Below are 24,750 nucleotides of genomic sequence, written 5' to 3'. Positions count from 1 at the left end.
ACCTCCATTTTAATACCTTTAGAGCATTAAATGAAGGTTTTATTAAGTTGAATTTTCTCTTTTACTTTTTAGCTAACATATCTGGAGTAGCAACGGTTCTAAAACCAACATGCTCTGCAGATGAGTCTAAACTTGTACCCATACGCGATGATACTCTGTAACTAGCGCAGTATGAGTCGCTACATAAAAAAGAACCACCTTTAATAATTTTTTCTTTTATGTATGGGTTATTAGGGTTGTATGCTTTATTTGCTCCTTTTGGGTTAACCAATGTTGTGTTTGTAGCAGCAACTTCATTATAGTAATTTAGGTTATACCAATCCGTTGTCATTTCCCAAACATTACCAGCCATATCAAATAATCCAAAATTATTTGCAGGGTAAGTTTTTACCGGAGCTGTGCGTTCAAAACCGTCTTCTAGTGTGTTGTTTACAGGGAATTCGCCTTCCCAGCTATTAGCTTGTTTTGATAAAACAGAGCGATCATCTCCCCAAAAATAAGTTGTGTTTTGTTGGTTTGCTCTTGCAGCAAATTCCCATTCGGCTTCTGTAGGTAAGCGTCTGCCTGCCCAAACACAATAAGCTTCTGCATCTTCATAGCAAACATGTACAACAGGGTGATTGTCTTTACCTTCTATATTGCTATCTGGTCCGCTTGGGTGTTTCCAGTTTGTGCCAATAGACCAGCGCCACCATTGTGAGAAATCATATAGATTAGGAACCGACGATTTTGTTTTTTTAAACATTAAAGAACCTGGTTGCAAAACAGAATCGTGTGGTTTTGGAGTACCTTCAGGAAGTTGTTTTTTCATTTCGTTCCAATCAATTTCACGCTCAGCCATGGTTACATAGCCTGTAGCGTCAATAAATTTGGCAAACTCGGCATTGGTAACTTCGGTGATATCCATAAAAAAACCATCAACTTTTACTGGGTGTTGAGGTTTTTCATGATCCATAGCTGCTTCATCTTGAGGTACTGCACCTTGTAAAAATTCGCCTCCAGGAATCCAAACCATACCTTTTGGTGGGTTATTGGTTATGCTGTCGTTTATTGCTTTTTTAGCGATTATAGCTTCGGTTTTCTCAGAAACCTTAATAGCTTCATCATTTTTATTTTTACATCCAAAAACAGTAGTAATCATAAAAATCACTAAAAATGCTTGTGCGTATTGTTTCATTTAGTTGGTTTTAAACTTAAGAGAAAAACAAAAATATCAATAATATATTCAATAGGTATGTATGTTTTTAACAAAGAATCTATTTTAACATTTAATAAACGGTTTTCTATCCATTTGGTTTTAATTACCTTTGTGCAACTTATATAATTTGGTGTATGATTTATTCAATGACAGGTTACGGAAAATCTGTATTACAATTACCTACGAAAAAAATAACAATCGAACTAAAATCTTTAAACAGTAAAAGTTTAGATTTAAATGCTAGAATGCCTTCTATTTATAGAGAAAAGGAGCTTTCTATTCGAAAACTTCTGGCTGATAAGTTGGTACGTGGTAAAGTCGATTTTTCTATTTATGTTGAAGCTACTGCAGAAGATACTTCTACCCAAATTAACACACCTGTTGTTAAGCAATACATGGAGCAGTTAAGGCAAGTTGTAAAAGGTAGCGAAATTGAGCTGTTAAAAATGGCTGTTAAATTTCCTGATGCATTAAATACGGTTCGTGAAGAAATAGACGAAAATGAATGGAACATTATTTCAAAAGAAATTAATACTGCTGTTGCCGATTTAAATAGTTACCGACTAAATGAAGGTAAGGTGCTAGAGCAAGATTTTATTAATCGTATAGATACTATTGGGAGTGTTTTGGAGCAAGTTATAGCAATGGATCCGGAGCGAGTAGAAGGTGTGCGCGAACGTTTACATAAAGGTGTTGCCGAGCTTAAAGAAAAATATGATGAAAATCGCTTTGAGCAAGAATTAGTGTATTACATTGAGAAGTTTGATATCACTGAAGAGAAAGTGCGTTTAAAAAATCATTTAAATTATTTTATAGAATCCATAAATTCGGAAGAATCTAACGGTAAAAAATTAGGGTTTATTAGTCAAGAAATGGGCCGTGAAATAAATACTATTGGTTCAAAAAGTAATTATGCACCAATGCAACAGTTGGTTGTGCAAATGAAAGATGAGTTAGAAAAAATTAAGGAACAGTTATTAAACGTACTTTAAAAAAACATCATTCCTTATGGCAGCAACAAGTAAAAAACAAGGCAAGCTAATAGTGTTTTCCGCACCATCTGGTTCAGGAAAAACAACCATAGTTAGGCATTTATTAGGGTTAGAAGAGTTGAATTTAGAGTTTTCTATTTCTGCTACATCTAGAGAAAGTAGAGGAACCGAAATAGATGGAACCGACTATTATTTTCTTTCGGCTAGCGAATTCAAATCTAAAATTAAAAATGATGAGTTTTTAGAATGGGAAGAGGTTTATCGCGATAACTTTTATGGTACCTTAAAAACCGAAGTAGAACGCATTTGGGCAAAAGGTAAAAATGTAATTTTTGATATTGATGTTTCTGGCGGATTACGAATTAAACGAAAATTTCCAGAAGAAACTTTAGCTATTTTTGTTAAGCCACCAAGTATAGATGAGCTTAAAATTAGACTTAAAAAACGAAAAACAGAAAGTGCCGATAAAATTAATATGCGCGTAGCTAAAGCATCGGCCGAGCTGGCAACAGCACCACTTTTTGATGTTATTGTTGTTAATGATACTCTAGAGCATGCGCTTACAGAAGCTAAAGCGTTAGTAAGTGATTTTGTGAATTCTTAAAATAAGTTGTTAATGAAAATTGGATTGTATTTTGGGTCGTTTAACCCTATACATATTGGGCATTTGGTTATCGCAAACCATATAGCCGAACATAGTGATTTAGATCAGGTTTGGTTTGTAGTAACGCCACATAATCCATTTAAAAAGAAAAGTAGTTTGCTCGATAATTATCAACGACTTGAGTTGGTATATCGAGCTACTAAAGATTACGATAAGCTTAAACCTAGTGATATAGAGTTTAGCTTACCGCAGCCAAATTATACGATAAATACGTTGGTGCATCTTCAAGAAAAGTACCCAAACCACGAGTTTTCATTAATTATGGGAGAAGATAATTTGAAGAGTTTCCATAAATGGAAAAACTACGATGTTATTTTAGAAAACCATGATATTTATGTATACCCGCGTATTTCGGATAATAAAGTGAATACTCAATTTACGGGTCATAAAAAAATACATGTTGTTAATGCTCCAATAATGGAGTTATCTTCTACGTTTATTCGAAACGCTATTAAAACTAGAAAAAACGTAAAACCTATGTTGCCAGAAAACGTTTGGGAGTATTTAGATGAAATGAATTTTTATAGGTGAATTTAACAATTATAGCGAGGTATAACCGTACGAAAATCATGTAAATTGAAGGAATTTTCTGTTTTTTGTTAAAAAAACGAATAGATTATTGCACTTTTTATTATATTTTAGGTGTCTAATTTCTTTTTTTGATGAAAACTAAAAAATCGGACTTGTATGTTGTTGGTATTGGTGCTTCTGCAGGTGGTTTAGATGCTATACAGACACTCTTTGATCATTTGCCAAACAATACAGGGATGGTATTTATTATTGTTCAGCATCTGTCTCCAGATTTTAAAAGTTTAATGCCCGAGTTGCTTAGTAAACATACAGCTATGCCTATCTACACTACAGAAGATAAGCAGGTTATTAAACCGAATTGTATTTATTTAAATCAAAGAAATAAAAACCTTCATATTAAAGGTAATCAGTTGTATCTTCTTGATAAAGGGCCTAAAAATAATTTAAATTTACCGATAGATATCTTTTTTCACACCTTAGGTGAAGAGTATAAGGAGAAGTCTGTTGGTATTATATTATCTGGTACTGGCTCCGATGGTTCTAGAGGGATACATACCATAAAAGAACAAGGAGGTACTGTAGTTGTGCAAGATCCTGTTTCGGCACAGTTTGATGGTATGCCAAATTCTGCAATAATAACTAATTTGGCAGATTATATTTCGAGTCCTGAAAAGATTGCTGAAGTAATTAGTAGAAACTTAACAAAAAAATTATTGTTAAACGAAGAGTTAAGTGATAAAGAATCTGATGATGCTGTACTAAATAGTGTTTTTACTATTATTTATAAATTTTCTGGAATAGATTTTAGGGAATATAAAAAAAACACACTTATTCGTAGAGTAGAAAAACGAATGAATATTAATAATATTGAGCATTTGTTCGATTACGTAACTTTTTTATCTAGTAATGTAGAGGAGAAACAAGCGCTTAAAGAAGACTTTTTAATTGGGGTAACGCGGTTTTTTAGAGATACAGAAGCTTTTAGTTTGTTGAAAACGGAAGTAATACCAAAAATTTGTGAGGCAAAAGAAATGGATGATGCTGTTCGTGTATGGATTGCAGGTTGTTCTACAGGAGAAGAAGTCTATTCCATAGCTATTTTAATTGATGATTATATTAAAAGCAATAAGCTTAATATTGATTTTAAAATATTTGGTACAGATATAGACTCTAGAGCCTTAACGCTTGCAGGGCTTGGTATGTATAATATTAATATTGCTAATGAAATTGAAAAAAAGTATCTAGATAAATATTTTTTAAAAATTGGCGATAAAATACAAATTATAAAACGTGTTAGAGAAAAGATTGTATTCTCGAATCATAACTTAATAAAAGATCCTCCATTTATTAGGATGGATTTAATTTCATGCAGAAACTTACTTATTTATTTTGATAATAAAATTCAAAAGAAAGTGATGCATAATTTTCAGTTTGCCCTAAATAAATATTCTTATTTGTTTTTAGGTAATAGTGAGTCTCTTGGTTCGGTGTCAAAATATTTTAAAACTATTGATGTAAAGTGGAAGATATTTCAGAACATTTCAGAAACAAAAAAATATCCATCTCAAAGCTCTAGCTTAGAGCGAGTTTCTACAATTTCATACAAGACTCCAATAGCTGCAATACAATCTCCTAGTTACAGGGTAAAAGAAAGTCCGGAGTTGGTATTTCATAAATATTTAAGTAGAAAATTTAGTCCGGCATCTATTTTTATAGATAAAAATTTTAATATCCTTTTTATTAACGGTGATGCAGGAAAGCGTTTGTCTCACAACGAAGGTGTTTTTCAAAATAATTTATTGAAAATAGTAAATGCAGATGTTGCGGGGCTTATAAGAAGTGGTGTTAGGAGGTTAGAGAGTGAAAATAAAGATATCGTGATTAAGGGGGTTCTTAATAAAACCAAAACAGAGAATTTCTCTTTCGATTTAAAATTTAACAAACCTAGTGTTGATGATGATTTAAATGGTTGTTATTTAATAGAGTTTAGTAACGATAGGGTATTAGAATACGAAGAGCCTCTGGTTATTAAGAATATAGATGTCGATGAGGTTTCTAATCAGCGTTTAGAAGATTTAGAAAACGAGCTTAAAATTGTTAAAACTGAATTGCAAAATGCTATTGAGGAACTTGAGACTAGTAATGAAGAGTTGCAATCTTCTAACGAAGAGCTTATGGCTTCTAATGAAGAGCTTCAAAGTACAAATGAGGAATTACAATCTGTAAACGAAGAGTTGTATACGGTAAATTCTGAAATGCAAGAAAAAAATAAGGAGCTTACAAATTTAAGTAACGACGTAACAAACCTATTGGATAACACTGAAATTGCTACACTGTTCTTGGATACAGAGTTGCGTATTAGAAAATTTACACCTGCACTTAAAGAGGTTTTTAATTTGCATGAATCAGATTATGGTAGACCACTCTCTAGTTTTACATCAAACTTTATGGAAGATACTCGAGCGGGTATTATAGAGGATTCTAGTTTAGTTTTAGAAAAACTTATTACAATAGAAAAACAGCTAACTGATAAAAACCATAACTATTATTTATTTAGGGCAAGTCCGTTTGTTACTTCATCTAAAAAAATAAGTGGAATTGTTATTACATTAAATAATATTAATAAGCTTAAAGATACCGAAAAAGAACTTAGAACGTCTGAGCTTAGGTATAAAAGTCTTTTCGATAATTTAAACGAAGGATTTTTACACGGTGAAATTATAACAGATAAAACGGGTAAACCTATAGACTGGATCTATATAGATGCTAATTCGGCATTTGAAAAAATAATAGGTTTAGAAAGAAAAGATTTTGTAGGTAATAGGTTAATGGATATTATGCCGTACATCCAAGATGATCCTGGAGATTGGATAGCAACCTTTGGAGAAACTGCAATTTCTGATAAAGAACAATACATAAAAGAGTATTCAACTAAAGAAGGCAAGCATTATCAGGTACATTTGTTTAGTCCGGCTAGAGGAGAATTTGCTGCTACATTTGCAGATATTACTGAGTTGAAAAATAAGAAGGCAGAATTGCTAAAAAGTGAAGCAGAGCTTTGTCGTGCTCAAGAAATTACTCATGTTGGAAGTTGGTATCTAGATGTAGCTACGGGTAAAGTCAGATGGACGGAGGAGTTGTATAAAATATATGGATATGACCCGAGTTTGCCTCCGCCTAATGTTAAATCGAGTAGTAAATTGTTTACGGAGTCGAGCTGGAAAGTTATGTCGGAAGCTATTGAGGCCTGCCAAACAAAAGGTATTTCTTATGATTTAGAGTTAGAAATCATAAGAAAAGGAGGGGAGAAAGGATGGCTCTGTATTATGGGAGAAGCTGTAAGGGATGAAAATGATAATATTATAGCGCTAAAAGGAGCAGTACAAGATATTACGCAGCATAAAACATATGAAGCTGAGCTTATTAAGGCTAAAAAAGAGGCTGAAATAGCAAGTATTCATAAAAATTATTTCTTGGCTAATATGAGTCATGAAATTAGAACGCCCATGAATGGTGTTATTGGTTTTGCTGAATTGTTAAGAAACGATGATATTACCAAGAAACAGCGATTAAAATATTTAGAGATTATTGACGGAAGCTCAAAGCAATTATTAAATTTAATAGATGATATTATTGATATTGCGAAAATAGAGTCTAACGAAATTAAAATTGTTTATAAGGATTGCCATGTAGCTAAACTTATAAAGAACCTTGAAATAACATACAATCAATTAAAGGCGGTAAAAGGAAAAGATGATATTGTAATAAAATCTTATATTCCTGAAGAGTTAAAAAAGTTGGTTATCATTACCGACAATCAAAGGTTACAGCAGGTTATTTCTAATTTATTGAATAACGCTTTGAAATTTTCAGAAAAAGGAGAGATTTCTTTCGGGTTTACTACCGAAAATGATTACTTGAAATTCTTTGTAAAAGATGAAGGTATTGGTATTGATGTAAGTAAACATGACGAGGTGTTTGAGCGTTTTAAACAGGTGAATTATGATAACAGTGCAATATATGGAGGTACAGGTTTAGGGCTTTCTATTAGTAAAGGGATTGTTGCGCTTTTGGGAGGGGAGATTACATTATCATCAGAGTTAAATAAAGGAACTTGTTTTGAGTTTACCATACCATTAAAATCTACAGAGTTTAAGCAAGAAAGTAAAAAATCGATAGAGCCAATTAGTGAGGCTTTTTTAAAAGGTAAAACTATTTTAATTGCAGAAGATGATGCATTAATACAGTTGTTGTTTAAAATTGTATTAAAAAAGACGGAGGCTGATATTCTTTTTGCAAACACCGGAAAATCGGCCGTAGATATATTTAAGGATAATCCGCATATCGATATTGTTTTGCTCGACATCAGAATGCCAGAAATGAATGGTATTGATGCCATGGAAAGAATATTACAAATAAAACCTGAAACAAAAATTATTATGCAGACGGCTTATGTTATGCCTGATGAAAAAGAAAAATGTTATAAGAAAGGTTGTGTAGATTTCCTGTCTAAACCTGTTATTAAGGAGCAGTTATACGAAACTTTAAATAGATGGTTAAATTAATTTTTTAGATATAAAAAAAGCTGCCTTTTCTGGCAGCTTTTTTTTTGTGTTGACTTTTTTTAGTTTTTTAAGAATTCATTAGGTCTTCAATTTCATCAGCCTCTAAAGGAATATTTCTCATTAAATTAAAAGGAGATCCAGTTTTTTGGATAACAACATCATCTTCTAATCTAATGCCAAAACCCTCTTTTGGAATGTAAATAGCAGGCTCCACAGTAAAAACCATGTTTTCTTGCATAGGTTCTGTTAAAATACCGTAATCGTGTGTGTCTAGTCCCATGTGGTGGCTAGTACCGTGCATAAAATATTTTTTGTAAGCTGGCCATTCCGGATCTTCATTTTGTACATCGGCTTTATCAAGTAAGCCTAGGTTTAATAGTTCTCCTGTCATTATTTTACCAACTTCAACATGATAAGCAGCCCAATCAGTTCCTGGTATAAGCATGTTCGTTGCTTCATTTTTAACATTTAGCACAGCATTGTAAACGGCTTTTTGTCTGTCTGTAAAACGACCAGAAACAGGTATGGTTCTTGTCATGTCACTAGAGTAATTAGCATATTCAGCACCAACATCTAATAGAATTAAATCGCCAGCTTTGCATTGTTGGTTGTTTTCTACATAGTGAAGTACGTTTGCATTATTTCCTGAAGCTACAATAGGCGTGTAGGCAAACTTTTTAGATCTGTTTCTTAAAAACTCGTGTATAAACTCTGCTTCAATTTCAAATTCCCAAACACCTGGTTTAACAAAATTTAAAATTCTACGAAATCCTTTTTCAGTAATATCACAGGCTTGTTGAATTAAATCTAATTCAATTGGGTCTTTTACAGAGCGTAAACGTTGTAAAATAGGGTTGCTTTTTGCTACGCTATGTGCAGGGTATTTATCTTTTAGCCATTTTGAAAAACGATCTTCACGAGTTTCGGTTTCTACATTGGCACGGTAATGTTCGTTGGTGTTAATGTAAACGGTATCACATTGTGTCATGATTTCAAACATGATTTTTTCCATGTCTTGTAACCAGTAAACTGTTTTTATTCCGCTAGTTTCAAAAGCTTTTTCTTTAGTAAGTTTTTCTCCTTCCCAAATGGCAATATGTTCGTTGGTTTCTTTTAAAAAAAGAATTTCGCGGTGTTTTTCCTTTGGACAATCTGGAAATAATACCAAAATACTTTCTTCTTGGTCGACCCCGCTAAGGTAAAAAATGTCGCGATGTTGCTCAAAAGGCATGGTGCTATCTGCGCTTATTGGGTAAATATCGTTAGAGTTGAAAACAGCTAAGCTGTTACTCTTCATTTTGTTAGCAAAGTTTTTTCTGTTTTTTATAAAGAGATTGTTGTCAATTGGATTGTATTTCATAATTCTAATCTTTTAAAAGTGAATTGTATTGCAAAAATAAAGGTTTTATTTAAAGAAAAGTTTTTAATAAAAAAACATGGTAATAAAAATGAAAAGCAGTAAATTGCGGGCTCTAATTAATTCACCCTCACACGATTATAAAAAATTGTTATTATGATTAAAAATTACACAAGGAAAATGCTTCTTTCGGCATTAATCGGTTTTTTAGGCCTAACTAGCCTTAATGCCCAAGTGATGCTAAAGGAAATCCCTCTGGCACAGCAAATTGAATCTTCAAGTTTGGTTGTTGAAGGAAAAGTGATTTCAAAAGAATCTTTTTGGAATGCAGACCACACTAATATCTACACGGTAAATACTGTTGAGGTTTATAAGGTGTTTAAAGGGCAACCGGCAACAACTGTTCAGGTTGTAACTAAAGGTGGTACTGTTGGTACTATGGCGCAAAAAGTATCTCCAAGTTTAAATTTAGACACAAATGATGTTGGTGTGTTTACTTTAACTAGTGATGCTGTTGATCATGCCAATGCATTTAGGGCTTATGCTGGTGTTCAAGGTTTTTACAAATACGATTTAAATAGAAATGTTGTTACAAATCCTTTTCATAAAATGGAAGGTGTAGAGTCGGTTTACACTGAAATTTTGTCTAAAACAAAATCTAATTTTTCTGAAGTTTTAAAGTTTGATGCTTTAGAGCTTGCAAATAAGGCTGCAAAAAGTGCAAAAGTTTTAGCGCCAAGCAGTATTACATATTCTCCCGGTGAGATTAGTGCAGGTACTGAAAGTGTTTTAACGATTACAGGAGTAGGGTTTGGTTCTGTAAAGGGTAGCGTTGGTTTTGCAAATTCTAGTGATGGAGGAGTATCTACTACTTATGCTTTAAGTACGCAAGTTTTAACTTGGACGGATACTCGAATTACTGTTGAGGTGCCGTCTTTGGCGGGAACAGGAGTTATAACTGTTGTTGATGCTAATGGGGATTTATCTACTTCGGAGGATGTTTTAATAGTGCCTTTTGCATTGTTAAATAATAATAATTCAGGACAGGCATATCTAGCTCAGCACTATGGAGATAATGGAAATGGTGGTTTTACATGGAGTCAGAATTCGAGTTTTTCTGCAAACACAGCGGCAGCAGCAGCTTTTCTTAGAGCGTTAGATACTTGGCGTAATGAAACTAAAATAAACTGGATGTTAGGAGAAGATACTTCTGAAACGGATTCGGGGATAGATAACTTAAACCTTATTGGGTTTAGTGCTACTTTGCCTGAAGGTTATTTAGGAGAAACCATAGTGTATTACGATAGTTGTAATAGTGCTGATTGGGTTGTGGCTGAGGTTGATGTTTTGTTTACTAGTGAAGAAAACTGGGACTATGGTCCAAATTTACCTTTTTTCGATATTGATTTTGAAAGTGTTGCATTACACGAATTGGGGCATGCACATTTATTAGATCATGTTATAGATAGTGAGGATCTTATGGATTTTGATATCGGTCCAGGACAAGTTACAAGAACTTTGTCAAGCACAAATAAAGAAGCTGGAGATATTATTGTTGCTAAGAGTACAACAAACTCTGTTTGTGATTATCAATTAATGACATTGTATTCTGGGCAATTAAGCGTAGAAGAAGATGTTTTAGAGAGTGGTATTGATTTATATCCAAACCCTGCTAATGAAGCGTTCTTTCTTAAAAAAGCATCATCAATTAATTTACAATCTGTAGTGATTTACGATGTAAACGGGCGTTTAATATCTAAACATGATGCTTCGAACACTTCGGGAGTGCAAACCATAAGTTTATCGGGGATTTCTAAAGGACTTTATTTTGTAAATATTAATTCCGATTTAGCTACAATTACTAAAAAGCTTATCGTGAAATAAAGAAATCTTTTAAAAAGATTTATAGATGTAATTAGCTCATCTTATGTTTTCTAGTTTACGGAAAATATAAGATGAGTTTTTTAATTATAATCATTCTAAATGCATAATAAAATACTGTTTAAAACTTGTTAAAAATAGGCTTGCTCACTACCTTTGTAAGACTATAAACTAATTTTAAAATAATGAGCGGATTTTTTAAATCTTCAATTGGAAGAAAAGTTGCTATGGCACTTTCTGCATTCTTCCTCATGTTTTTCTTGTTACAACATTTTGCAATTAATATGCTATCGGTATTTAGCCCAGACACTTTTAACGAGGTGTCACATTTTATGGGAACAAATCCTTTAGTACAATTTGCATTGCAACCTGTTTTAATTTTTGGAGTGGTATTTCATTTTGTTATGGGATTCATTTTAGAGCTTAAGAACAAAAAAGCAAATGGCGTTAATTACGCTAAAAATAATGGTGCTGCTAATTCTTCTTGGATGAGCAGAAACATGATTTGGAGTGGTGTAGCCATTTTAGCATTTGTTGTATTACATTTTATCGATTTTTGGTTTCCAGAAATTAACACAAAATTTATTCAAGGCGATTGGTCAGGAACCATGGATGGTGTTGAAGGTTTTCGTTATTACGAAGAACTTGTGCACAAATTCTCAAACCCTGCTCGTGTAGTAGCCTATGTAATTGCTTTTGTGTTTTTAGCGCTGCATTTAATGCATGGCTTTACTTCTGCTTTCCAATCTATGGGGTCTACAGCAGGAAGAAAACAAACATTACAAAATATTGGTAAAGCCTATTCTATTATTATCCCATTAGGATTTGTTGTTATTGCGCTTTATCATTTTTTTAACCATTAATCTTATAATACTATGGCTTTAGATTCAAGAGTACCAAAAGGTCCAATTAAAGATAAATGGACAGATTATAAAAACAAAATAAACTTAGTAAATCCAGCAAACAAACGTCATATCGATGTTATTGTAGTTGGTACAGGTTTAGCAGGAGGTTCTGCCGCCGCTACCTTAGCTGAGTTAGGATATAATGTAAAAGCATTTGCTTATCAAGATTCACCTAGACGTGCGCACTCAATTGCGGCACAAGGTGGAATTAATGCTGCTAAAAATTACCAAGGGGATGGTGATTCTACATATAGATTATTTTACGATACTGTAAAAGGTGGAGATTATCGTTCACGTGAAGCAAACGTATATCGTTTAGCAGAAGTATCTGCAAATATTATTGACCAATGTGTGGCACAAGGAGTTCCTTTTGCTCGTGATTATGGTGGGCTTTTAGATAACCGTTCATTCGGTGGTGTGCTAGTTTCTAGAACATTTTATGCTAAAGGTCAAACAGGTCAACAATTATTATTAGGAGCTTATTCAGCAATGAACCGTCAAATTGCTCGTGGAAAGATTGAAATGTTTAATCGTCACGAAATGCTTGATGTTGTAAAAGTTGATGGAAAAGCAAGAGGTATTATTGCAAGAAATTTGATAACTGGTGAAATAGAACGTCATTCTGCTCACGCTGTTGTTGTTGCAACTGGTGGTTACGGAAACGTATACTTTTTATCAACAAATGCCATGGGTAGTAATGTTACTGCAGCATGGAAAATACATAAAAAAGGAGCGTATTTTGCTAACCCTTGTTATACTCAAATTCACCCAACATGTATTCCGCGTTCAGGAGATTATCAGTCTAAATTAACATTGATGTCTGAGTCTTTACGTAATGATGGTCGTATTTGGGTTCCAAAGAATATGGAAGACGTTATGGCAATTCGTGAAGGTCGTAAAAAACCAACCGATTTGTCTGAAGATGAAAGAGATTACTACTTAGAAAGACGTTATCCTGCATTTGGTAACTTAGTTCCACGTGATGTTGCATCTAGAGCAGCAAAAGAACGTTGTGATGCTGGTTACGGAGTAAATGCTACAGGAGAAGCTGTTTATTTAGATTTTGCTGCTGCTTTTGAACGTTACGGGACAGAGCAAGCTAAAATTCATAATATAACGAATCCTTCAAAAGAGAAAATTAAAGAATTAGGTCAAGAGATTGTAAAGGCTAAATACGGAAACTTATTCCAGATGTATGAGAAAATCATAGATCAAAACCCTTACGAAACTCCTATGATGATTTATCCGGCTGTTCATTACACAATGGGAGGTGTTTGGGTAGATTATAACTTAATGACTACTGTTCCTGGATTGTATTGTATTGGTGAAGCTAATTTCTCTGATCACGGTGCAAATAGGTTAGGAGCTTCTGCTTTAATGCAAGGTTTAGCCGATGGTTACTTTGTGTTGCCTTATACTATTGGTGATTATTTAGCTGATGATATTAGAACGGGACCAATTTCAACAGATTCAAAAGAATTTGAAGAAGCTGAAAAAGAAGTAAAAGATAAGATAGAGTTCTTTGTAAATAATAAAGGAACAAAATCTGTAGATTACTTCCACAAAAAACTTGGAAAAGTAATGTGGGATAAATGTGGAATGTCTAGAAACGCTCAAGGCTTAAAAGAAGCAATGGTTGAAATTAAAGCCATTCGTGAGGAGTTTTGGAAAGAAGTTTCTGTTCCTGGGTCATCAAATGAGATGAATCCTGAGCTTGAAAAAGCGGGACGTGTTGCCGATTTCTTAGAGCTTGGTGAGTTATTTGCTAAAGATGCTTTAGTAAGAGAAGAATCTTGTGGTGGTCACTTTAGAGAAGAGTCTGCTGAGTTAGATGGTCCGCAAAAAGGAGAAGCAAAACGTAACGATAAAGACTTTGCTTTTGTTTCTGCATGGGAATTTAAAGGAGAGCCTGGCGATGCGGTTTTACACAAAGAAGAATTAGAATTTAAAGATATTGAACTAAAACAACGTTCATACAAATAATAAAAAGACATTATGAATTTAACACTTAAAATTTGGAGACAAAAAGACTCAAGTTCAAAGGGTCAAATGGTTGATTATAAAGTGACTGATATTTCAGAACACATGTCTTTTTTGGAAATGATGGATGTTTTGAATGAGCAATTAGTAAATGCTGGAGAAGAGCCTGTGGCTTTCGATCACGATTGTCGTGAGGGTATTTGCGGTATGTGTTCTATGTATATTAACGGTGAGGCTCATGGGCCAGATCGTGGTATTACTACTTGTCAGTTACATATGCGTATGTTTAAAGATGGCGATACTATTACTATCGAACCATTTAGAGCTGCTGCATTTCCTGTAATAAAGGATTTAGTTGTAGATAGAACATCTTTTGAGCGTATTCAACAAGCAGGTGGGTTTATTTCGGTAAACACCTCTGGTAATACGCAAGACGCTAACTCTATTCCTATTTCTAAAATTGCTGCCGATGAGGCTATGGATGCTGCAACTTGTATTGGTTGTGGTGCTTGTGTAGCAACTTGTAAAAACTCGTCTGCTATGCTATTTGTAGGAGCAAAAGTATCTCAGTATGCACTGTTACCTCAAGGGCGTGTAGAAGCTACAGAACGTGTGCAAAACATGGTAGCACAAATGGATTTGGAAGGTTTTGGAAACTGTACAAATACAGGTGCTTGTGAAGTGGAATGTCCAAAAGGAATTTCATTAGATAATATTGCTAGAATGAATAGAGAGCTTATGAAAGCTTCTGTGTAATTTCAAGATAATAACACTACTTATAAAAAAAGCTTATATCAATTAGATATAAGCTTTTTTTTATGCCTTAAATTTTTACTTGGAATATTAAGCGTATTGACATAAATATGATGTTTGCTCACTTACTTTTACTTGAAATTTTTGATTAGCATCAATTGTGTAAGCTTCTCCTGCTTTATAAGTTACCCATTCTTTTGAGTTTGGTAATTTAACCGTCATTTCTCCTTCTATAACCGTCATTGTTTCGTGTTCGGATGTACCGAACTCGTAAGTTCCAGCTTCCATAACTCCAATGGTAGATTTTCCTGTTGCAGATTTGTAGCCTATAGATTTAACGTTGCCATCAAAATATTCGTTTGTAGATATCATTTACTTTAAATTTTTCAATTAGTTACAAAAATAAAAAAGCACCTATAGAATATAGGTGCTTTTTGTATATAATTTAAGTGATAACTTATTCTTCCTCATCGTTGTTAGAAATTGTTGCTGGTTTAACCGAAGCATCATGTGCATTGTGGTATTCTTCCAATAAACTCATGGTTGCTTTAAGTAAATCTTTCGTTTCTAATAACACACCAAAATAAAGGGTTGTGTTTTTAGGGCTAGATTCTTCAGTACGTGTTCTTTCAACTTGTTTCTGTATTTTTTCCGATAGTATATTAAAAACTTCTTCTTTTCTTCTTAAAATCTTTCCTATTTCTTCAAAAGAACGAGAATCGAAAGCTAACTTCATATCATGAAATAAAGCTTCTACAGAAGCATCAACTTCTTTCAACTCTTTAATTTGGTTGAATTTAAGTTTTTTGTGGTTGTTGTTAATATGCTTGTAACTTACTTTAGAAATGTACTCTAAAGACTGTGCCATATCTTGTAAATAACCTAAAATATTGATGTAGAAGTTACTTGCTCCAACACTAGATTCATCTAAATTTTTAATAAAGTAGAAAATATTGTTACGTAAATCTTCTAATTCTATAGATAGTTTATTAACCTGTTTTTGGTTCTTTTTAAGCGATACTAAATCTTGTTTAGCTAAACCGTTTATGGCATTTGTATATATCTTATTTCCACGTTTAACCACATTAGCTATATTGCTAGCACTTTCGTGAATTACGCCTTGTACAGAGCTGCTTTCAGCTTTTATCAAACTATCTTCAGCTTTTACTTCTTTAGATTTTTTACTATGAACAACCGAACTTCTAATAAGTAAAGCAAACGCGATTACTAATAAAATAGGGAACATTACCGTAATGTTTAGATTTAGTAAGTATGCTACTAAAGCGGCAGCAGTAAATGCACTGAAAGCTGTAAAGAACCAGCCGCCAATAACATTAATAACACCTGCAACACGGTAAACAGCACTTTCTGCACCCCAAGCTCTATCGGCAAGAGAGGAACCCATGGCTACCATAAAAGTAACGTAAGTTGTAGAAAGTGGTAATTTGTATGATGTTGCTATAGAAATTAAAACAGCAGCAATCATTAAGTTTACAGCAGCTCTAACTAAATCGAAAGCCGGTAATTCTAAAGATTTGTTTTTTGATATTGCAATTACTGGCACTTCAAATTGTTTATCAATTTTTGCTTGCCAGCTGTTAGGTAAAATGTATGCTGTAAATTGAGATATTAAAACAGCCGACCTTACAAAACCACGAGATAAGAAGTTAGGTTGAAAGCGCTCTTTAGTTTCGCTTTGACTTGCTAAATCTAATGATGTTTTTACAACACCTTTTGCTTTCGATGAAAACCAAAGTGTTAAAACCATAATCATCCCTGCTCCAAAAAGTAACCAGTTATTGGTTGGTACTTTTTCAGCTAAAACCGTCATAGGGAACTCATAAGCAGGAACCCCAGATGCCGACCAGGCTAAAAACGCATTGTAAGCTGCAACCGGTACACCAATAAAGTTTACTAAATCATTACCCGCAAAAGCCAATGCTAATGCAAAGGTACCTACTAGAATAATAAGTTTGTAAATGTTTGTTTTAGCAAATACAATTAGTGCAAGTGATAATAAAGACCATATGATAGAACTTACTACTACAATAGCAAATACTTTAGTTTCTAAAAAGTGAGACATCGTACCACCTCCTAAAATATCGAAAGATTCTTTAGCGTATGATGTGCCCTTTAACCCTTTCATGAAAATGAAATAAGTTATAGAAGTTAAAGCAAATCCACCAAATAAAGCTCCAACCCATGGCGCTTTGTTCTCAAAGTTATATGATAATAATAAACGAGAAACCCACTGTACAAAAGCACCAACGGAGAATGCGACGACCACTGATAGCAATATTCCAAATATAATTTGGGAGGCCTTAGAAGTGTTTATGTAGTTGATAACATCACCGAAATCTCCTCCATCATGCCCGATTTTTATTAAGGCAATCGCAACCGCGGCACCTAATAATTCGAATACAATAGAAACTGTTGTAGATGTTGGCATACCAACGGAGTTAAAGAAATCTAGCAATAGAATGTCCGTAATCATAACCGCCATAAAGATGATCATGATTTCATTAAACATAAATTCGCTCGGGTTAAAAATTCCTTTACGTGCAACTTCCATCATTCCGCTAGAAAAAACCGCCCCAACCGCAACACCAACACTGGCAACGATCATGATTGTTTTAAAAGAAATGGCTTTTGAGCCAATAGCTGAATTTAAAAAGTTTACTGCATCATTACTAACGCCAACTACCAAATCTGCAATTGCAAGAATGGCTAAGGCGATAATCATGTACAAATAAATATTATCCATAGTGTCTGGTTGAAATAAGGTTGCAAATATCATGACAATATAATTTTGGTGTGTTATGTAAATGTTATTTCTTTAAAAGTGTATATCGCATTGTAAGCGATACATTATTTTGTTATTCTCGTTGGCGACATCTAAATAACTCAAATCGGTTTGAATTTTTAATTTATGTCCTACAATATATTTAGAAAGCCCAAGCGTGTATTGGTTTTCGGCGTTTACATTGGTAATGTTTTTGTCTAAGGTTACGTTGGTGTAACGTCCAGAAACTTCCCAGTTACTCTTTAATAAATATCCGGTTTGTAAGTTTAAAGCATCTCCTACTTGTACAATATCACCTGTTAAAGTACCATCTGAGTTTGTAGCAAATGGGTTATCAGCAGTTCTGTCGGCATATTCGGCCATAAAAGAGAATCCTTTATATTTAAACATGGCATCCATAAACAATGTTGTAATGTTTGTTTCAAAAAAGCCAGTATCGGTTTCCATATAAGTGCCTTGGTTGCTTCTTGTTTTTACAGCATTGTTGTTGTAATCGTAACTTACACCTAGCGCTAGTTTTGGAGTTACCTCTCTTTTTAAATCAGAGCCTTTGTAATCGCCATCACCAGCAAAGTTTCCGAAAGGTAACAACTCTAAACGACCAGTATATTGGTGCCCGCCTAAGTTACCTGTGGTTACGTTTCTACCTTCACCTTGAGCCATAGAGAATATCTCTCTCACTACAAAGTTTTCATTAATGTTAAAATGATGTCTTAATTGAAACCCAAAATCGCGATCAATATTAAATCGACTGTTTAATAGCGATCGGTTTACTTGTTGCATATTTGCTGAAGAAATAACGCGTTCTCTGTTTCCGGGAAGTTTAGTCTGTCCGACCCAAAGCTCGAAATTTTCGTGAAAATTCCACATTAAAACCGCGTCTAAGATATATCGAGGCGCATTGCTAGTGAATTGAGAAGCACCAGATTGATCTCTGTTAGATAAGCCTAATTCTATTTTGTATTTTAGTTTAGGACTGTATGCAAAACCGTTAAATTTTAATCTAGAGCGTCTAATTAAGAAGTTAGCGTCGTTTTTTTCACCATCTTCCCAAACTGAAGAAGCCAGTAGTTGCACGCGTAATCCAACTTTCATTGTCCAAGAGCTGTCTTTACCAACAACGTTGAAAATGCCGTTTCCGAATTTCCCCGTTTTAATTTCTTGCGCTTGCGCGAAAGCCATAAACCAGAAAACTAGTCCAAACAGGATAAGTTTAAGTTTCATTATTCAGTATTAGTTTTTGTCACTGCAAATAACCAACACCAATGTTAACTTAATGTTTCCTTATGATTAATTTTTAAATAAAAAAAGACCGCCTTACGTTAAGGCGGTCTCATTAGAAATCATTATAATGTAGTCGACAAAAACTAATAGATTAAATGAATTGCTAATAAACTGTCCGAGGACAAGCACAAATATCTCTTATTAAGTTAATTTTAATGTAACCCCAATATTAAGGAATTATTAATAATGGGGTTGTATTTTAAAACGCTAAAACGCTGGTAAATAAATTATTGCGAGTTTAATGTTAATTTAATGTTATGTAATTGTTGTTTAAATGTAAAATATTTTATATATTTGTTTAGGACGTATTAATAATAACCCCATACAAAATGAAAAATATATTAATTATCGCAATAGCATTGTTTACATCAATCACTTTTGCTCAAAAAGAAAAATCGTTAACTTTAAATAAAGAAACTAACCAAATAGACGCCATTTATTATCATGATAATGGTGAGGTAAGCCAAACGGGTGCCTTTACTGCAGATGGTAAATTAGATGGTAAATGGGTTAGCTTTGATGAAGCTGGAGAGAAAACTACCGTAGCTTATTACAAGGAAGGTAAAAAAGTAGGGAAGTGGATTCACTTTATAGATGGAAAGAAAAAAGTAGTGAATTATGAAAATAACGTCGCTTCGTTATAATTTATTACAGTAAAGTATAAAACAAAAAAAGCATCCTAATTAGGATGCTTTTTTTATATAAGTTGTTTTACCGTTTTTTATAGGCTAGCATCTATCCAAGTCCAAGTAGAGATGTCTACTTGAGTTCCTGTGTTATATGCATCAGTTGTAGTTGCAGCAACACCTTCAATAATTACGTTAGCTAATGGACCATCATCTTTCATGTCGATGTTAGTATCATATCCGCTTAAGTAAAGGTCTGTAATAGTTGCACCAGAAGTCTTTTTGAATTGTAAAGCAGTTCCTCCTACAGTAGAAATAGCAGTAACATTTACAAATTTAGGGTTTCCGTTATCTTTATCACCTTCAAAAGCTGTAGAGAATCCTTCAACAGTATTTGAAATATAAGTGTTTGTTACAGTTCCGTTCCATCCTTCAGTCCAATCAACAGCATCATCACTATTGTTTTCTAAGTAGATGTTAGTTACAGATACAGTACCACCAAAGAACTCAATTCCATCGTCATCTCCATTAATTACAGAGATGTTTTCTAGAGTTGTTCCTGTACCTACAGCGTATAACGAAACACCATTGTATTGAGACTCCGAGTTAATTTGAGCACCAGTTCCTTTAAGAACTAAGTATTTTACAGAACCAGAGTTATCAGCATCATTAGTTCCACCGTAAATAAATCCACCAACTTCGGCAGTTGCATCAACACCAGCGGTAGTTGTTGCATTACCACAAATTGTTAAACCTCCCCAATCTCCAGGGCTTGCAGATGCAGAAGAAATAACAACAGGATTAGTAGCTGTACCTTGGATGTCTATTTGGCCACCTTGTAATACAGCGATGTAAACTCCTGTTCCACCATCTCTGGCAGTAATTTTTGTTCCAGCAGGAATTGTTAATTTTCCACCATCTTGAACGATGTAAGAAGAGTTAAGTACGTAAGCTATAGAAGCATCTAAAGTTACATCACCAGTTACAGCACCTTGAAGTAAACTGCTTTCAAAAGAAATATCTGTATCTACCCAATCAAAATCAGAAAGATCAACAGTAGCTACTGCAGAAGTGTTTAATGCAAATGTGTAAACACTTTCGTCTACATCCGTAGTACTTGCATCATCTTCTACCATAGCAACAGGTGTATATCCGTCTGAGAAAATTACGTTTGAAGTTGCACCACCATCTTTCATGTCTAAATCAACATCATAACCAACTAAAGAAAGACCATCAATTGTACCTCCAGAAGTTTTCTTGAATTGTAATGCAGTACCACCAACAGTTGATACAGCTGTGATGTTATTAAATTGAGGGTTACCGTTATCTTTATCACCTTCAAAAACTGTAGAGAATCCTTCAACAGTATTAGAGATGTAAGCATTAGTAATGCTACCGTTCCAACCTTCAGTCCAGTCGATAGAATCATCACTGTTGTTCTCTAAGTATAAGTTACTTACTTCAACAGTTCCACCAAAGAACTCAACACCGTCATCATCACCATTAATAACGGCAATGTTATCTACTAATGTTCCAGATCCAACAGCGTAAAAAGAAACACCATTGTATTGAGATTCTGAGTTAATTTGAGCACCAGTACCAGAAATTTGTAAATATCTAATTATACCAGAACTATCAGAATCATCAGTACCACCATAAATAAATCCACCAACTTCAGCAGTAGCATCTACACCAGCAGTAGTTGTTGCTTTACCACATAATGTTAATCCGCCCCAATCACCTGGGTTACCATCTGCAGAAGACATAATTACAGGGTTTCCAGCAGATCCGTTAATGTTTATTGTTCCTCCCATTAATGTTGCGATGTAAACATCTGTACCACCATTATCAGCAAGAATTTTTGTTCCAGCAGGGATATTTAATGTTGCACCATCGTCGATAATAAATTGCCCAGTTAAGCTATACGTTGTAGTTGAAGATAATGTGTAATCTTCAGTTAAGGTACCGTTTAAAATACCTGCGTCTAGGTTCTCCATAACTTCTGTTGTACCGCCAGTTATTGGTTCTGGATCGTCAGAATCACAACTCGTTAAAGTAATAGTACCAAAGGCCATTGAGATACTAAGTAGTTTTACAAATAAATTTTTCATTTTTATTTTCAATTTAAATTTTGGTTTATTGTGTATGTTTATTCTGCAAATTAAGTGGATTTATGTTGCTTACTGTTTAATTAAATATTAAGCATAAGTTACCTTTAACTCGCTAAATATGTACTTATGTTAAGCGAGTGTTAATAGTTAATTGTAACTTAAGATGAGTGTATAAACAAACAAACCTCAATACATAGTATTGAGGTTTGTTTTAGAGTTTTAAAACCATTTTACAGGTTTGTTTTGAAGGTTTTAAATAGATTCTTGTTTAGAATTAAAAATCGTATTTTAAGCTTAGGTTTAATTGAGCTCCTTTTTTATAAGAAAGCACCACTTCGTCAGTTTCAACACCTGTATTAATATTTCTTACTAATTGTGTTTGTTGAATGTCTGGGTTTAGTAAGTTTCTACCAACTAATTTAATTTGTAACTTTTCAGTTAGCATTTTGCTTACAACAAAATCTAGAGTGAAAAATCCTTTTTCAATAATTTCATCATTATAAAGTACAGCACTATTACTAAAATCTTCTGGCGATCCTAAAGCGAATACTTTATCTGAAGAGTAGTTTCCGGTTAATGTAGCGTTAAACTCTTTTTCAGTTTTACTGTTATAGCTTAAAGAACTGTTTAAGATTAAGTCTGAAGCACCTTGTAAATCAGATTCTGTGATGCCTTTGTATTGAAAATCTTCTAATAAATCTTGATTAAACCACATTTTAGTAATGTTGGTGTTAAAATCTAAAAGGCTTTCTTCATCTTCATTTTTAAGAAGTTCAATTCTAGTTTCAAATTCAAAACCAAAAATATTAGCGTTATCTCCTGTGTTCGCATATTCAAATATACCTGAAGAACCTCTAGTTTGTGCTAAGTTAATTGGGTTTTTAATGTCTTTATAAAATGCTGTAGCAGAAATTAATTGTCCTTTTGAAGGGAAAAATTCATATTTGAAATCAACATTAAAAACATCCGATTTTTCTAAATCTGGATCACCTCTTGTTACACGACCTGTTGGCGATACATATTCGAAAGGTGCAAGTTCTTTAAACTCTGGTAAGGTTTGCGTTAAACTAGAAGCAAAACGAACGGAGTGCTTATCATTTAAAGTGTATTTTAAGTTTAAACTTGGGTATAATTTAGAATATTCTTTTTTAATAGAACCAACACGACCAACGTAGTTAGCTACGTCCCAAAGTACGTTAATTTCATCACGCTCAAAACGTACACCTCCATTACCAGATAATTTTTGTCCTAAGTGGAAATCTAAATTAGCATAACCAGCCATAGCGTTTAAATCGGCATCGTATCTATCGGCTTCTCTTTCTCTTAAAACTAAGCCGTTTTCGAAATTTTCTGTAGTAAATGTTTCAGAAAACTGATCTACAGACGGTACTTGAAAACCTCTTGCTCTAACGCCAATAAATAATGAGCTAAATACTCTGTCTTTTTGACGGAAGTTAGCTCCGAAGTTTAGTTTAAATGGGTGATTATCATCTTCATCTAACGTTCCAAAAGAAATGGCGTCGTTAATATAGGCATTGTATTCAGTATCTTCAATTTTTTGACTAGACTTTCTTTGTTGAAAATCTCCAACGTGAGCATATTGCACGGTGTTTTCATCTAAAATATTAGCTTCATTTCTAACTCTGTTAGGTTCTTGTGCTAAAACATAGTTGTAACCAGCAGCCCAAGTTAGTTTGTTGTTTTCTTTAATTTGGTGAGAACCTTCAATTTGATTTACTAATAAAATAGTTTGTTTAAAGTTTTGGTCTCTTACAAAAGCACCATCTTCTTGTGGATCTTGATCAAAAACATAACCTTCACCATTTCTACCTTGCTCGTAAACATTATCGTTACTTGTATTAACAGATAAGCTACTAATTTTAAGCCTGTGGTCATCATTTAGTTTTAATCCTAAATTAACATAACCTGTTGTGTTTGTTTTAGTAGTAAAAGATTCGGTGTCTGTAAATTCATTATCTAAGATGTTCGATCTGTAACTTCTAAAAAGACCTTCTTGGTATTCTGAAGATTTAGAGTGAGAACCCGCAACAAATACTTTAAGTTCTTTTCCAAATACTTCAAATTTTTGACCACCAGAAAGTGAAACGCCATAATTCCCAGTACTTTTTTGTTTAAGTGGATCCCAACTTTGTCTTGTAATTAAATCTACAAGTGCGTATTCTTTTTTATGAAACCCTAAAGTCGCATCTTCTGTGGCAACACTTCTTTTAAAACCGCCGTCTAAACCTAATACATTGGTGTTGTAACCAGAGCTTAAACTAACAGATGCTCCTTTTTTAGAATAGCCTTTTGAAGTAATATCAACATTACCCGAAGTTTGGTCTGCGTAGCTAGACGTAGAATATGTTTTGCTGATTCCAACATTTTCAATAATGTTAGTTGAAAACAAGTTAAGGTTAATGTTTTTGTTGTTTACATCATCAGAAGGTATTGGTAAACCGTTCATGGTTGTAGAAAGGTATCTATCTCCTAAACCTCTAATGTAAATATCTCCAGAACCTTCACTTTTAGAAACTCCTGCTATTTTAGTAGTTGCAACAGCGGCATCAGAAACACCAATTTTAGATAAACGTTCTGCTCCAATACTTTCTTTTATTACAACGGCTTTTTTCTGTTCTAATAAAAGCGCTGTTTCACTTGCTCTTCGGGTTGTAGTTGTGATAACAACCTCGTCTAAAGAGGCAGCACTTGCACTCATTACTACATCAAGTTTTAGTTCTTGTCCGGCAACTACAGTAACAGGTATTTCTTGAGTTTGGTACCCAACAAAACTTACTATTAATATATAGTCTTTGGCTTCTAGATTGTTTAAAGCGTAAGAACCATCAAAGTCCGATGTTGTACCTGTTGTTGTACCTTTAATAATTACATTGGCAAATGCTAAAGGTTCGTTGTTGTACTCTTTATCTGTTAGTTTTCCTACTATAGATCCTGTCTGAGCAAAAGAAAACGCAGTTATTAAAAGCGTAAGTACTAGTATTAATTTTTTCATTATTATAATCTATTTTTTTGTCGTTGCAAAGAAACCAACGGTTTAAAAACTAAACGTTACCTGCGGATTAAATAACTGTAATAAAAG

General features: G+C 33.7%; 16 protein-coding genes. 9 read left to right on the top strand and 7 right to left on the bottom strand.

Annotated features, from left to right (window positions below; translation table 11 throughout):
* Positions 1 to 61 precede the first annotated feature (61 nt).
* A complete protein-coding gene (locus tag DFQ06_RS09785; protein WP_133967468.1) occupies positions 62 to 1,177 on the bottom strand; it encodes a formylglycine-generating enzyme family protein in 1,116 nt (371 codons plus the stop codon).
* A 155-nt stretch (positions 1,178 to 1,332) separates the two neighbouring features.
* Here DFQ06_RS09785 and DFQ06_RS09780 point away from each other — a divergent pair, with 155 nt between their 5' ends.
* The 4 genes from DFQ06_RS09780 to DFQ06_RS09765 all read left to right on the top strand — a co-directional run bounded on the left by DFQ06_RS09780 (position 1,333) and on the right by DFQ06_RS09765 (position 7,950).
* On the top strand, positions 1,333 to 2,190 hold the full coding sequence (locus tag DFQ06_RS09780; protein WP_133967466.1) for a YicC/YloC family endoribonuclease: 858 nt from the start codon (positions 1,333 to 1,335) through the stop codon (positions 2,188 to 2,190).
* Between the two features lie 16 nt (positions 2,191 to 2,206).
* A complete protein-coding gene (gene gmk / locus DFQ06_RS09775; protein ID WP_042502448.1) occupies positions 2,207 to 2,794 on the top strand; it encodes a guanylate kinase in 588 nt (195 codons plus the stop codon).
* A 12-nt stretch (positions 2,795 to 2,806) separates the two neighbouring features.
* The gene (nadD, locus tag DFQ06_RS09770) at positions 2,807 to 3,385 is read left to right on the top strand and encodes a nicotinate (nicotinamide) nucleotide adenylyltransferase (protein ID WP_042496005.1); all 579 of its coding nucleotides are present in this window, start codon (positions 2,807 to 2,809) and stop codon (positions 3,383 to 3,385) included.
* A 131-nt stretch (positions 3,386 to 3,516) separates the two neighbouring features.
* Positions 3,517 to 7,950: a chemotaxis protein CheB gene (locus tag DFQ06_RS09765; protein ID WP_133967464.1), complete on the top strand. Its 4,434-nt coding sequence runs from the start codon at positions 3,517 to 3,519 to the stop codon at positions 7,948 to 7,950.
* Between the two features lie 67 nt (positions 7,951 to 8,017).
* On the opposite strand, the gene DFQ06_RS09760 is transcribed toward DFQ06_RS09765, so the two are convergent.
* On the bottom strand, positions 8,018 to 9,310 hold the full coding sequence (locus DFQ06_RS09760) for an aminopeptidase P family protein (RefSeq protein ID WP_133967462.1): 1,293 nt from the start codon (positions 9,308 to 9,310) through the stop codon (positions 8,018 to 8,020).
* Positions 9,311 to 9,463: 153 nt separating this feature from the next.
* Between DFQ06_RS09760 and DFQ06_RS09755 the strand changes: the two genes are divergently transcribed.
* The 4 genes from DFQ06_RS09755 to DFQ06_RS09740 all read left to right on the top strand — a co-directional run bounded on the left by DFQ06_RS09755 (position 9,464) and on the right by DFQ06_RS09740 (position 14,829).
* Positions 9,464 to 11,191, top strand: coding sequence for a T9SS type A sorting domain-containing protein (locus DFQ06_RS09755; RefSeq protein WP_133967460.1), 1,728 nt, complete (start codon positions 9,464 to 9,466; stop codon positions 11,189 to 11,191).
* 182 nt (positions 11,192 to 11,373) lie between these two features.
* A complete protein-coding gene (locus DFQ06_RS09750; RefSeq protein WP_133967458.1) occupies positions 11,374 to 12,051 on the top strand; it encodes a succinate dehydrogenase cytochrome b subunit in 678 nt (225 codons plus the stop codon).
* A gap of 12 nt (positions 12,052 to 12,063) precedes the next feature.
* Complete coding sequence (locus tag DFQ06_RS09745) at positions 12,064 to 14,076, top strand: fumarate reductase/succinate dehydrogenase flavoprotein subunit (protein WP_133967456.1); 2,013 nt, start codon at positions 12,064 to 12,066, stop codon at positions 14,074 to 14,076.
* Positions 14,077 to 14,088: 12 nt separating this feature from the next.
* Positions 14,089 to 14,829: a succinate dehydrogenase/fumarate reductase iron-sulfur subunit gene (locus tag DFQ06_RS09740; RefSeq protein ID WP_133967454.1), complete on the top strand. Its 741-nt coding sequence runs from the start codon at positions 14,089 to 14,091 to the stop codon at positions 14,827 to 14,829.
* Positions 14,830 to 14,916: 87 nt separating this feature from the next.
* Here the strand turns inward: DFQ06_RS09740 and ppnP are convergent, their stop codons facing one another.
* The 3 genes from ppnP to DFQ06_RS09725 form a co-directional block, all read right to left on the bottom strand.
* The gene (ppnP, locus tag DFQ06_RS09735) at positions 14,917 to 15,198 is read right to left on the bottom strand and encodes a pyrimidine/purine nucleoside phosphorylase (RefSeq protein WP_042495990.1); all 282 of its coding nucleotides are present in this window, start codon (positions 15,196 to 15,198) and stop codon (positions 14,917 to 14,919) included.
* Between the two features lie 85 nt (positions 15,199 to 15,283).
* Complete coding sequence (locus tag DFQ06_RS09730) at positions 15,284 to 17,590, bottom strand: inorganic phosphate transporter (protein WP_133968004.1); 2,307 nt, start codon at positions 17,588 to 17,590, stop codon at positions 15,284 to 15,286.
* Positions 17,591 to 17,662: 72 nt separating this feature from the next.
* Positions 17,663 to 18,853 carry a porin gene (locus DFQ06_RS09725; protein ID WP_074936818.1) on the bottom strand — a complete coding sequence of 397 codons (1,191 nt, stop codon included), beginning with the start codon at positions 18,851 to 18,853 and terminating at the stop codon, positions 17,663 to 17,665.
* A gap of 389 nt (positions 18,854 to 19,242) precedes the next feature.
* On the opposite strand from DFQ06_RS09725, the gene DFQ06_RS09720 reads away from it, so the two are divergent.
* The gene (locus DFQ06_RS09720) at positions 19,243 to 19,557 is read left to right on the top strand and encodes a toxin-antitoxin system YwqK family antitoxin (protein ID WP_042495986.1); all 315 of its coding nucleotides are present in this window, start codon (positions 19,243 to 19,245) and stop codon (positions 19,555 to 19,557) included.
* 77 nt (positions 19,558 to 19,634) lie between these two features.
* On the opposite strand, the gene DFQ06_RS09715 is transcribed toward DFQ06_RS09720, so the two are convergent.
* Positions 19,635 to 21,650 (bottom strand): hypothetical protein, encoded by a 2,016-nt coding sequence (locus tag DFQ06_RS09715; protein ID WP_133967452.1) that lies wholly within the window; start codon positions 21,648 to 21,650, stop codon positions 19,635 to 19,637.
* 274 nt (positions 21,651 to 21,924) lie between these two features.
* On the bottom strand, positions 21,925 to 24,663 hold the full coding sequence (locus tag DFQ06_RS09710) for a TonB-dependent receptor (protein WP_042502457.1): 2,739 nt from the start codon (positions 24,661 to 24,663) through the stop codon (positions 21,925 to 21,927).
* Positions 24,664 to 24,750: the final 87 nt, after the last annotated feature.

The sequence above is a fragment of the Algibacter lectus genome, from assembly GCF_004368925.1.
In the GTDB taxonomy this organism is placed as follows: domain Bacteria; phylum Bacteroidota; class Bacteroidia; order Flavobacteriales; family Flavobacteriaceae; genus Algibacter; species Algibacter lectus.
This window is presented reverse-complemented; position numbering and strand designations above follow the sequence as displayed.

Coding starts and splice junctions, on each gene's coding strand:
- DFQ06_RS09715 (WP_133967452.1), bottom strand. CDS start 21,650: ATGAAAAATTTATTTGTAAAACTACTTAGTATCTCAATGGCCTTTGGT.
- DFQ06_RS09765 (WP_133967464.1), top strand. CDS start 3,517: ATGAAAACTAAAAAATCGGACTTGTATGTTGTTGGTATTGGTGCTTCT.
- DFQ06_RS09780 (WP_133967466.1), top strand. CDS start 1,333: ATGATTTATTCAATGACAGGTTACGGAAAATCTGTATTACAATTACCT.
- gmk (WP_042502448.1), top strand. CDS start 2,207: ATGGCAGCAACAAGTAAAAAACAAGGCAAGCTAATAGTGTTTTCCGCA.
- DFQ06_RS09785 (WP_133967468.1), bottom strand. CDS start 1,177: ATGAAACAATACGCACAAGCATTTTTAGTGATTTTTATGATTACTACT.
- nadD (WP_042496005.1), top strand. CDS start 2,807: ATGAAAATTGGATTGTATTTTGGGTCGTTTAACCCTATACATATTGGG.
- DFQ06_RS09745 (WP_133967456.1), top strand. CDS start 12,064: ATGGCTTTAGATTCAAGAGTACCAAAAGGTCCAATTAAAGATAAATGG.
- DFQ06_RS09730 (WP_133968004.1), bottom strand. CDS start 17,590: ATGGATAATATTTATTTGTACATGATTATCGCCTTAGCCATTCTTGCA.
- DFQ06_RS09750 (WP_133967458.1), top strand. CDS start 11,374: ATGAGCGGATTTTTTAAATCTTCAATTGGAAGAAAAGTTGCTATGGCA.
- ppnP (WP_042495990.1), bottom strand. CDS start 15,198: ATGATATCTACAAACGAATATTTTGATGGCAACGTTAAATCTATAGGC.
- DFQ06_RS09725 (WP_074936818.1), bottom strand. CDS start 18,853: ATGAAACTTAAACTTATCCTGTTTGGACTAGTTTTCTGGTTTATGGCT.
- DFQ06_RS09710 (WP_042502457.1), bottom strand. CDS start 24,663: ATGAAAAAATTAATACTAGTACTTACGCTTTTAATAACTGCGTTTTCT.
- DFQ06_RS09720 (WP_042495986.1), top strand. CDS start 19,243: ATGAAAAATATATTAATTATCGCAATAGCATTGTTTACATCAATCACT.
- DFQ06_RS09755 (WP_133967460.1), top strand. CDS start 9,464: ATGATTAAAAATTACACAAGGAAAATGCTTCTTTCGGCATTAATCGGT.
- DFQ06_RS09760 (WP_133967462.1), bottom strand. CDS start 9,310: ATGAAATACAATCCAATTGACAACAATCTCTTTATAAAAAACAGAAAA.
- DFQ06_RS09740 (WP_133967454.1), top strand. CDS start 14,089: ATGAATTTAACACTTAAAATTTGGAGACAAAAAGACTCAAGTTCAAAG.